The organism is Herbaspirillum chlorophenolicum, from assembly GCF_001189955.1.
GTDB classification, from domain to species: Bacteria; Pseudomonadota; Gammaproteobacteria; order Burkholderiales; family Burkholderiaceae_D; genus Herbaspirillum; species Herbaspirillum chlorophenolicum.
Map to the genome: position 1 here is coordinate 13,241 of NZ_LFLT01000015.1, position 12,511 is coordinate 25,751.

The following is a 12,511-nucleotide window of genomic DNA, read 5'->3' on the forward strand; positions in this document are numbered from 1 at the left end:
GATACTTTCATCCCGCACCGCTTGCACATGCAGTGGCATTGATCATCGCCACCGGCGCCTGGCACAGCGCGCATGCGCAGCAGGCATTCAGCAGCGCATGGTTCGCCGCCAAGGGCGCAGCGCAAAACACGGCCGCGAGCACCGGTTACCTGCCCAATGGCATGCCGGCGTCGTCGCTGACCAATCCCGCCCTGCAGCAGCAAAAGGCCAATCAGCAACTCCAGAGTTCCCTGAATAATTTAGCGCTCATCGCGCGCGGCATCGCAGCCCAACAGGCAGCGCAGCAGGCAGCGCGGCAAGCGGCGATGAACGGCAGCGGCGTGCCGGACGGACTCGTCGACGGTGGTCTTAAGGTCGATACCGACAGCCTCACCAAAGGCTGGCTCAACGCGATGGAGCCGACGTCGAGTACGTCCGGCGGCAAGACGACAGTGACGATCCAGCAGACTGCCGACAAGGCGATTCTGAATTGGGAAAGTTTCAACGTCGGCAAGAACACGATCCTGAGTTTCCTGCAGTTGCCGCACTGGGCCGTGCTCAACCGCATCAACGATCCGCTGGCGCGCCCCAGCCAGATTCAGGGACAGATCAAGGGCGACGGCACGGTGATGATCGTCAACCGCAATGGCATTGCTTTCAGCGGCAGCAGCCAGGTCGATACGCGTAATCTGGTCGCGGCGGCGGCCAACATCAGCGATAGCCAATTCACCAGCGGCTTGTATGGTGCGACGCAGACCACGGCGAGTTTCACCGACGCCAACGGCAAACTGATCGTCGAGGCCGGTGCGCAGATATCAACGAGCCAGCCTGCTTCTGTCACCCAGGGCGGCGGTTATGTGCTGCTGCTGGGCAGCGAGGTCAGCAACGACGGCCAGATCACGACCAGCCGCGGACAAACGGAGCTGGCGGCCGGGGACAGCTTCATCATCCGCAAGGGCGTCGGAACCGATGCCAATACCATCTCCACCACGCGCGGCAATGAAATAGCGCCGCAATTCAACGCCGGCAGCAGCGCCGGCAAGGTCACCAACAGCGGTCTGATCGTTGCGCGCGAAGGCGACATCACGCTGGCCGGCCGCGATGTGCGGCAGAACGGCGTGGCGCTTGCCAGCACCACCGTCAATGCGCGCGGTACGGTGCATTTGCTGAACTCCGCCAGCGACACGCAGGGCAAGGTCACGTTGGGTACAGGGGCGACGACTGCCGTCGTGATCGAAGACGACGGCGTGACGCTGGCGCTCAATAGCCAGCGCGATGCCTTGATCAGCCAATCGGCCGAGCAAGATACGTTGCGCATGAACAGTGCTGCCGGCAGTTTCGACAATCTGGCAAAACTTTCCGACCGGCGCGATCAGTCGCGTATCGAAATCGTCAGCGGCGGCAATGTCGAATTCCAGGGGGACTCGACCACACTGGCCACCGGCGGCCAGATCGCAGTGAGCGCCGCTAAACGAAGCTTTGTCGCCGACAAGGCGGTGCTCGATGTGTCGGGCGCCGTGGGTGTCAATCTGGCAATGGACGCCAGCAATCTCAAGATCAACGTACAGGGTAATGAGCTACGCGATGCGCCGGGTAACCGCGACAGCGGCAATCTGCTCAACGGCAATTTGTGGATCGATACGCGCCAGCTGATTTATGTCCCGGCGGGCACGGGCGGCTATGCGTCCGACCGCTGGTATACGGCGGGCGGTTTGCTTGAGGTTGGCGGCTATCTCGGGAATCAAGGCCATCGCGTTGGCGAGTGGGCTGCGTTGGGTGGTTCCATCGTGCTCGGCGGCGCAGAAGTCGTCACGCAAGCGGGCTCCAGCGTCAATTTGTCGGGCGGCACGCTCAATGTGCAGACCGGCTATCTCAACCAGAGCTGGCTCAAAGGCGTCGACGGCCAGTTGTACAACGCCAGCACGGCGTCATCGAACATGCTGTATGCCGGCGTGTACAAGGGCTTTGAAGATGAACACGTACGCTGGGGAAAAAACGCCACAGGCTTTTATTACAATCCGCTGATCGGTCCGCAGCGCCTGTTGCAGAACGGCTATACGGTCGGGCGCGACGCCGGCCGGCTGATCATCAATGCGCCGACGGCGATCATCGAAGGCAATATTGTCGCCGACGTCTACAACGGGCCGCAGCAAACCAGCCTGCGTGCCGCCGCAGCGACCGATGGCTACAAGCTGTCGCAATCGACGGCGGCGCGCGCCGGGATGCTGGCGCTGGGACGTTATTCAGCCATCGGCCGCACCGATCTGTTCAATACCGGCGTGCGCATCGGCAGCGTGGCGCAGGTCACAACGGGCATGGCGGCGGACGATGCGCTCGATCCGGCGCGCACCAATACGTTCTGGCTGGATAGCGGGCGCCTGAATGCGCAAACGCTCGGCGGTCTCGACCTGGGAACGCGCGACGCCATTGTTATCGATCAGGCGCTTACGCTGGCCGACGGTGGACAATTGAACATGATCGGCGCCAGCATCGACATCCGCGCGGACGTCACGATTCGCAGCGGCAGCCTGCGTGCAGGCAATATCTTTGCTTCGCCGCTGCCCGGTGCACAGGTACAGGCGCTGACGCAGAACGGCGCTTCGCTTGTTGCGCTGCGTGAAGGCGCGACGCTGGACTTGCGCGGCCGCCAGAGCAGCGTTGCGCAGGATGGCGGCAACGGCCAGGCCTATATCGATGGCGGCTCGGTGGTGCTGGAATCATCGTCTGGCGTCGCGGTCGAGCGCGGCAGCCTGATCGATGTGTCGTCGGGCGCCGCGATTCTGGCCAAGGGCAAGCAGAAGGGCGGAAAGGGCGGCAATGTGTCGCTGATTGCCGATTCTGCGGCGGCCGCCGGCAGCGGCGGCGTGCTTCAGCTCGATGGAGAGATCCGTTCGTATGGCGTCAGCGGCGGCGGCACGTTCAAGATCGAGACGGGTAACGCCGTAGCGATCGGCGGCGATCCGGCCCTGACGCCGTCTGCGCTGAACATCGACGCGTCGCGCCTGCAAGCGGGATTTTCCAGTATCGATATCAACGGTCATCAAGGCCTGACGGTCGCGGCGGGCGCGCAGCTGGATGTGGCGATGCCGGTTTACCGTTTCGGCGGGAGTGACGAGGCCGGTGCGTTGCTGACAGTATGGACGCCGCCGCAACAGCAGAATGACGCGCTCAATCAGCGCCTGGTGCAACGCGCCGGCGCCGATTTGACTTTGCGCTCGCAACGTCTTCCCAATGAAGGCGGCGATATCACCATCGGCGCCGGTGCAGTGATCTCCGTCGATCCGGGGCGCTCAATCAGCCTGCTGGGCGGCGGCATGAGCAATATCGTGGTCGATGGACGTCTCAATGCATGGGGCGGCAATATCGCCATCGGCATCGATTCGCCGCCTGCCACCAGCTTGCAGAATACTTCGCAGCATGCGCATCAGCGCTCGATCTGGATCGGCGGCAACGCAGTGCTTGATGTCGCCGCGCGCGCCGTTACCGCGACGGCGGCTAATGGACGTCGTTACGGCACGGTGCGCGATGGCGGCACGATTGCCATCGGCGGCGCGCTTGACTGGGAAAACAAGGGCGAAGCCAATGCGCCCGATATCGCCGTGATCATTCGCCCCGGCGCGCTGCTGGATGCCTCGGGCGCCAGTGCCGTGCTGGATTTCCCGGCAGCAGGAAAATCCAATGAAATCAATGTCGCCAGCAACGGCGGCAGCATCATTCTCAAATCGGCGCACAGCCTGTATCTCGACGGCACCCTGCGCGCACGTGCCGGAGGCGCAGGTGCGGCTGGAGGCACGCTGGCGATTGCGCTGGAAAGACTGGCATTTGCCAGCAATGCCCAGCCCGACGACGCCGTACGCACCCAGCGCGAATTCATTCTCTCGCAGACGCAGCCGGGCAGCGGCTTGTCCGCGACATTGCAGCCGGGCCAGATGGATCCGGCCTTGGTCTATGGTGCAGGGAGGCTCGGCGCCGATCAGGTTGTCGATGGCGGTTTCGGCAATCTGTCGCTGCTGGTCGATGGCGCGCTGAGCTTTGCCGGCAATGTCGATCTGACGACGTCCCAAAGCATGCGCCTGTATGCCGGCAGCTATGGATTGGCGGAGACGGCCGCCGCCAACTCGCAGGTGAAACTGGCTTCATCCTATTTGCGCATGGGCGCGGCCACGCGCGTGACCAAAGACTTTGAAGTGATGTACGGCGTGACCTGGCGCAACGGCTCGTCGACGCGTTCCAGCGATGCCGTTTTCACTGCGGCGGCGGATCTGATCGATATCCGGGATCGTGTCGGTTTTGGCGCGCACGGACAGATACGGCAACAGAACAACAGTCTGGTCGATATCGACCAACGCGGCTTCGACACGGTCAATCTCGTCAGCCGGGGCGACCTGCGGCTGCTCGGCGGAACCGCCGGACTCGGCCTGTCGGGAGCCCTTACGACCGAGCTGGCGACGACCGGCAACATGAATATCACGGCAGCGCAGATCTATCCGGCCACCAACGTCAGCGCACAGATCGTGGCCGGCTACGGCGCGGGCCGCGTGCTCGACATCAGGCGCTACGGCGACACCAATGCGGCAGTGCCGTTCTCGGCGTTCGGCTCGTTGTTGCTGGGCGCGGATACCCTGCGCCAGGGCGGCGTGGTGCGCGCGCCATTGGGCAGCATCGTGCTGGGAACGGACGGCCGTGGCTCTTCCAGCGTGCATGCGAGCCTGGTCGATTTGTTGCCGGGCAGTCTGACCTCGGTCAGCGGTGCGGGACTTGTCATGCCTTATGGCGGCACCATCGACGGGGTGACGTATGACTATGCAGGCAAGCCGATTGCCTTGCGTGCGCTGGGCACCAGCGGCATCACGCTGTCGGGCGACAGCGTGGTCGGCCATGGCGGTTCGGTGCTCGATCTGTCGGGCGGCGGCGAGCTGACCGGCGCCGGATTCATCAGCGGCCGCGGCGGTTCTGTCGATATCATCCGTACGCCGCTGGTCAACGCCAATCCGACGTCGGGGTTCAGCAAGTCAGGCAACGCGGTATACGCCATCGTGCCGGGTTCGGCCGCCGCATATGCACCGGTGGCGGCGGATGCCGGTGCGGCCGATCCGATGATCGGCCGGCAAATCACGCTCGACAGCGATGTCGCAGGTTTGAAAGCCGGGACTTATACGCTGATGCCGTCTACGTATGCGCTGCTGCCTGGCGCATTCCGGGTAGAAGTGGGGGCCGCAATCGCGCCGGGAAGTGGTGTCGTTGCGACCGGAAACGGCTCCTATGTCGCACCGGGTTATCTCGGCGTGGCCAATACGGCGATACGTTTGTCGCTGCCGAACCAGCTGGTCTTGACGCCTGCCGATACGGTACGCAAGCAGTCGACGTACAACGAAACCGATTACAGCGCCTTCGTCGTCGCTGATGCGGCGCGGCGCGGCGGCATGCGCGGCGAAGTGAGCGACGATGCCCGCAGCCTGGTGCTGGATTTCGGCTATGCGAGGCCGCAGCCGGGCGTACGCATGCTGCAGTTCGACGGTACGGCATTGTTCAATCCGGCGCCCGGCAGCGGCGGATTCGGCGGCACGCTGAGCGCAAAGTCGTTCAACCTGGAAGTGCTGGCGGACGGCGCGATGCCTTCGGCCGGATTTACGGGAACCTCCCTGTACGCTTCGGACCTGAACTCTTTCAACCCGGCGCGCATGATCCTGGGCGGATCGCTGGGGCTGCAGTATGGCGACAATTTCGCCACCTTCAAAGGCGACGCCTCCAACCTTGCCGTACGCAGCGGCGCACAGTTGAGCGCACCGGAGGTGTTCCTGGTCACGGGCAGTCCATCCGGCGGCATCATTGTCGAACAAGGGGCGTCCATCAGCACGCTGGGCCGCGGCGCTGCCGCTTACGATTCCCGCAACGGCGTTGTGTTCTCCGCCGGTGCCACCAGCGTCCTGGCATTGTCCAACGGCTGGATCAATCTGTTGCCGACGAACGTGGCCGGGGCGAGCGGGGGCACCATCGATATCGGCACATGCAATGGCGGCGCCTGCAGCGGTGCGGCGACCTTGTATAGCGAAGGTACGCTGGCGATTGCCACCAACAAGGCGTTCACGATGGCCGATAACGCGCGCTACGGCAGCAGGAACCTCCTGCTGGCAGTGTCGTCGCTGAACATGGGCAGCGATGCCGCGCTCGGCAATGCCGCAGCCAACGGCATGCTGCCGGCCGGTTTGTCGCTCAATCAGGGGGTACTCAATCGTCTGCTGTCCGGCAATGCCGGTGCCGGCGTGCCGGCGGTGGAGTCGTTGATATTCAACGTGCGCGAATCGGTCAACATGTACGGATCGGTCGATCTGGATACGCGCAATCCGGTCAGCGGCAAGTCTTCGATCCAGCGCCTGGTGGTCGGCACACCTGCCATCTACGGTTATGGCTCCGCGACGGACAGGGCAAACATCACCACGGAAGAATTCGTCTGGACCGGTTCCACATCGTCGCAGGTCACCACTGGAATCGGAAACGGATCGGGACAGTACACGCCGGACCTGCCGGGAGCCGCCATCGGCAGTCTGCTGGGAGACAGCACGCTGAATATTTCGGCGGCGCGCATTGTGTTCGGCAACGGACCGAATTCGCAACCGCTGGCAGGGGTATCCGCCGATCGCCTGGCATTGGGATTCGGATCGGTCAATCTCAATGCCGGTGAGCGCGTCACCGCCAACGGCACCGGCACGCTGAAGGTCTATCATCAGCAGGGGGCTTACGTTGCTGGCCAGGGTTATCAGTACAGCGGCGGCGACATCAACATCGTCGCACCGCTGGTTACGGGTGAAGCCGGCTCTGTCAATCGCATCACCGCCGGCGGCGCCGTTGTGGTGTCGGCGCCGGCCGGTGCATCTTTCGCGGTCGACAGCGGTGCACTCGGCGCCGAACTGCAACTGAACGGCCGCAGCATCAGCGTCAATACCGCCGTGGTCCTGCCCTCGGGCAAGCTGTCGCTGAATGCGACTGACGATCTGACGCTGGGCGACGATGCGCGTTTCGATCTGTCCGGGCGCGCCATCAAGTTTTTTGAACAGACCCGATACAGCTGGGGCGGCGACTTGCTGCTCAACAGTAGCAGCGGCAACATCGTGCAGGGCGCCGGATCGCTCATCAATCTCTCCGCACAAAACAATCGCGGCGGCACCTTGAAGGCCACGGCGCTGGGCGCAGCGGCGGGCTATGTCGATCTGGCCGGCACGATTCTTGGCGCAGCGAGCGGGCGCTACGACGCCGGCGGCACCATCGTGCCTTACGACGCAGCGGAAGTGAGCATCCGCGCGCAGACGCTCAACGATTTCGCCGGACTCAACGCGCGACTCAACAGCGGCGAAGTGTTCGGCGCGCGCCGCTTCCAGATCAAGCAGGGCGACCTTACCATCGGCGATGAGGTCAAGGCGCGCCAGGTGGACGTGAGCGTCGATGGCGGCAAGCTGACCGTCAACGGGCGCATTGACGCCAGCGGCTTCCAGGTCGGCTCGATCCGCCTGGCGGCCAAGGGCGACCTGATCGTCAACGGCATGCTCGATGCCCACGCCACCGGCTTGCGTGTCGACAGCTACGGCAAGATCATCGACAGCGCCAACCGCGCCATCGTCGACCTCACCACGCAAAGCGGCATGCTTACACTGGGTAGTGCTGCCACCATCGATTTGCGCGCCGGCACGCAGACCGCACAAGGAAATGACGGCGTCGCACGCGGCACCGTCAATCTGAACGCGCCGCGCCTGGGCGGCAGCACTGCCGGCGGCACGGGCGCCGGCGCCAATGACGTCGCAGTGACGGTCAACGGCACGCCGCTCATCAGCGGCGCCAAAACCATCGCAGTCAACGCCTTCCGCAGCTACGACGATGCGCCGCTGGCGCCGTTGCCGGATGTCACCGGCAATACGCCGCAACTGGTGACGCAGGCTTACCTGGACGGCATCGACACCGACAGCCAGGCCTATATCAATGCTGCGCTGGCAAACACCAATCTGGCCGGCCGTCTGGCGGGACTGGGAAGCTATCATCTGCGTCCCGGCGTGGAAATCGTCAGCAACAAGATCACCAATCCCGGCGGCGACCTGACCGTCTCGGGCGATCTGGATCTGTCCGGCTATCGCTACGGCCCCGGAGCCAATCGTCTCGACCCGGCTCTGCGCGGCTACGGCGAACCCGGCGTCCTGGTATTGCGCGCCGCCGGCAACATTAACGTCTACGGCAGCATCAACGACGGCTTTGCGCCGCCGCCAGCCACGCCTGACGACAAGGGCTGGTACCTGACCGAGGGACGTAACGCCTCGGGCAAAGGCGAGACGCCGTTCGGCGGCGACATCGTGATTCCGATCGACGGCATCGTGCTGGAAGCCGGCACCTTATTCCCGAAGAACGCCACCCTCAATTACGACGTGCCGGTCGCCGGCGCCATTCTGCCCGCCGGCACGGTGCTGCCGGTGGACGTCACGCTCAACGACAGCCATACGCTGATGGCCGGCACCGTGCTGGCGGCCAACATCTACAACGCCGATGGCAGCGTCGCGTTGGCGGCAGGGGCGGTATTGAACAGTAATGTGGTCCTCAGCAGCGGCATGAAACTGGGCGCAGGCAATGTCTTGCGCAGCAATGCCGATGTCGCCGCGCTGACCTGGCCCAAGGGCGTGGCACTGCCAGTCGACATGGCGGCCAGCAGCAGCGTTGCGCTGGCGCGCGGCGCCTTGATTCCCGCCATGACGAAGGTGGAGCTGCTCAACGACGAGCCGGTCAGCCTGCGTCCGGCCAGTGGTGGCGTGCAAGGCCGCAACTGGGCGCTGGCGCCGATGCTGGGCCAGGGTTCGAGCAGCTGGGGACTGCAGCTGACAGCCGGGGCCGATCTCGGCTCCGCAGATCGCCGCGCCGTGGCGCCGAATGCCAAGGGATCGGTTGTACTGGCCGATACGCACTCGATGACCAAGGTCGAAATCTCCCTCGGCGGCACCGGGCTGGTCTGGTCCGATCTTGCCGCGGCCAGCGGTCTGGAGCCGGGGGCGCCGGTCGATCAGCTGTACGTCGACCTTGGTGTTTGCGAGCCTGCCGACGGCTTGTGCGTGGTCGATCCCAAGCGCATCAGCTATGTGTGGGGAGTTGATGCTCCATTATTGGATCCGACCTTAGTCGTAGGGGAGCCGGTTGATCCTGTCATTTTTGATTATTGCAGCTATTTACCCAATGCCTGTTCGGGGATCGTTGGTCCGGTCAAGGATGTGACGACGTACACCGTGCAGTCGCCGATGTTCAGCGTGATTCGCACCGGCAGCGCCGACCTCGGCATCAATGCGGCGCGCGATTTGCGCATGCAGTCGCCGTTCGGCGTCTACACTGCCGGCACGCGCTCGGCGGCATTGACGAACGCCGGCGGCGCCGATCCTTACAACCAGCCGCGCGGTCTGAAGAACGGCAGTCCGATCGGTATCCCCGCAGGCGATTACAGCGACGCACTGGCGAGTTATCAGGCCTGGTATCCGGAGCAGGGCGGCAACCTGAGCGTGAATGTCGGCGGCGATGTGACCGGCGACACCTGGGGTACGTTTACGTCGGTCAAACGTTCGCAGACGCCAAGCGCCAGCGTGGGCAACTGGCTGTGGCGCCAGGGCACCGGCAGCACGGCCAGCGGCGCGGACGCCATTCCGACGGCCTGGTGGATCAACTTCGGCGCCTATGTGCCGTCCATCGACACCGAATCCAGCGATCCGTATCTGGTCGGCTTTACCGGCTTCGGCACGCTGGGCGGCGGCAATCTGAGCATCGATGCCGGCGGCAACGCAGGCATTCTGGAGCGCCGCGGGGATCTTGCCGGTGTCGTATCGCCGCGCAGCCAGGCGCTGGTGGCGGCGGTCGGCAGTACCGGTCGGGTCGGGGCCGACGGCACACTGACGCTGACCGGCGGCGGCGATCTGCGCATTCGCGTCGGCGGCGCGGTCAACGCCAACACTGCTGTTTCACAATACGGCAACAGCGGCGCCAACATACAAAACCAGGACATCAACGGCGCGCTGATCAATCTGCGCGGAATGACATCGTTGTCGGCCGGCGCCGTGGGCGGTATTCAGCCGCGTTACCGTCAATTGCAATCGCAGTTTGTGGGCGGAGACGGAGATGCGGCCGATACCCGTTCCATCGATGCCTTTACGTCGACCATCGCGCTCAGCGGCAGCGGCCTGACGCTGGTGCCGGGCGACTCGGCAATCTACCTCGACACGCTGGGCGACCTGGTGCTGGCGACCGCAGCGGATGCCGGCCGCGTGTTCAGCACCAACACAAGCGCTTTCACCACCGCAGGGACGCACTATGCCGGGGGCGGCCAGAGCTGGTTTTCATTGTGGACGCCGCGCACGGCCATCAATCTGTTCGCGGCCGGCGGCAATCTGACGCCCGGCACAGACATCGCCAACCGCGGATCGTCGATCGGTAACAGCAACACCGGCGATGTCGTGGTGGTCTATCCCTCCATTTTGCGCGCGACGGCGGCCTCGGGCAGCCTCTATTACGGCTATTCGGCCGCTCCGACATCGAGCGGCACGCCGACAACGAAGTCGCTGGTGCTGGCGCCGTCGGCCAACGGCGCGCTGGAGTTCTTGGCGGGCACTTCGTTGTTCGGCGGCGCGTATCCGATCAGCATGTCGGGATCGGATGCGCCGTTGCCGACGCCGTTCAATCCTGCGTTTGCCGGCTTTGCCGCAAATGGCGCGCTGATTGCAGGCTCGTCCAACCTCGGCCTGAACGGATCGCTCACCGACGCATCCGGCTACGGCGGAAAGCCGAGCCGTGGCGTGATGAACAGTTTTCCGCTGTTCGCATTCGGACCCGATACGATCGGCGCCACCGCGTTGCATGCAGGCGATTCCTCGGCGGCGCTGTTCTATGCCGTCAATGGTGACGTGGTCGGCCTGAATAACGGCAATGTGCTGACATTCACTCCTTATACCGAACGTACCATCCCCGTCTGGTATCGCTCGGCTACCGCAGCACGCGTGCTGGCCGGCCGCGACATCGTCAATGCCACCGGCCTGTTCGTGCACAACAACAGCACCGATATCTCGCTGGTACAAGCCGGTCGCGACATCCTGTACGCCAACCTCCAGGTTGCCGGCCCCGGCACGCTGGAAGTATCGGCCGGCCGCAATTTGCTGCAAGAGGGCAGGGCCAGCATCGTCAGTATCGGCGCGCTGGTGCCGGGCGACAATCGCCCTGGAGCGGATATTGCGATGATGGCCGGCATGGGAGCCGACGGACGGGATTTCTCCGCGATTGCACGCCGTTACCTGGATCCTGCAAATCTGGCGGACGCCAACATGGCGTTAGCCAGTCAGCCCGGCAAAGTGGTCAAGACCTATACTGCCGAGCTCACCGCCTGGCTCAAGGATCGTTATGGTTTCCAGGGAAATCCGGCCGAGACGCTCGATTATTTCAACGCGCTGGCGCCGGAACAGCAACGCGTCTTCCTGCGGTCGGTGTACTACACCGAGTTGCGTGAAGGGGGCCGTGAATACAACAATCCGGACAGCCGTCGCTACGGTTCTTTCCTGCGCAGCCGCGACATGATCGCGACGCTGTTCCCGGACCGCGATGCCGCCGGTAATGAAATCAAGCGCACCGGCGACATCACGATATTCGGCAATGCGGGTGTACACACCAACTTCGGCGGAGATATCCAGATGATGGCGCCGGGTGGCCAGATCGTGGTTGGCGTGCAGGGAGAAGTGCCGCAAGCAACAGCCGGTGTCGTGACGCAAGGCCAGGGCAATATTCAGCTGTTTAGCGAAAAGAGCCTGTTGCTGGGCCTGTCGCGCGTCATGACGACCTTCGGCGGCGACATCTTCGCCTGGTCGGAACAGGGTGACATCAATGCCGGCCGCGGTTCTAAAACTACGGTGCTGTACACGCCGCCAAAACGCGTCTATGACCAATGGGGCAACACCACGCTGTCGCCGCAGGTGCCGAGCGCCGGCGCAGGTATTGCCACGCTCAGTCCAGTGCCGGAGGCCAAGGCCGGCGACGTCGATCTGATCGCGCCGCTGGGCACGATCGATGCCGGCGAAGCAGGCATCCGCGTTTCGGGCAACATCAACCTCATTGCACCGGAAATCCTCAATGCCACCAACATCCAGGTCAAGGGCGAGTCGGCCGGAATACCGGTGGTCGCGGCCGTCAATGTTGGTGCCTTGAGCAACGCCAGCGCGGCGGCCAGCTCTGCCGCATCGGCAGCGCAGGATGCCGTGGCGCGCGCCCGCAATGAAGCGCGTCAGGGGTTGCCGTCGATCTTCACGGTGCGCGTGCTGGGCTTCGGCGGCGAGAGCGGCGGGGGAAGCGATGCGGTGCCGCCGACGTCGTCAAGCGGTGTCAGGCTCGGCTACGATCGGAGCAGCTTCGTGCAGGTCGCCGGGCACGGCAAAGAGATCCGGCCGGAACTGATGTCGCGATTGACTGATGAGGAGAAGCGCAGGCTGAGCCAGGACAAATAAAGATAAGGAAAGAAGAAAGCGGCGCCGGAAGCAAT

Annotated in this window: 1 protein-coding gene; it reads left to right on the top strand. The window is 64.0% G+C overall.

What is annotated here, in order from left to right; translation table 11 throughout:
- The first annotated feature begins 32 nt into the window (after positions 1-32).
- Positions 33-12,476, top strand: a complete 12,444-nt coding sequence (locus AKL28_RS11300; protein ID WP_231602396.1) for a filamentous haemagglutinin family protein — start codon at positions 33-35, stop codon at positions 12,474-12,476.
- The last annotated feature ends 35 nt before the right edge of the window (positions 12,477-12,511 follow it).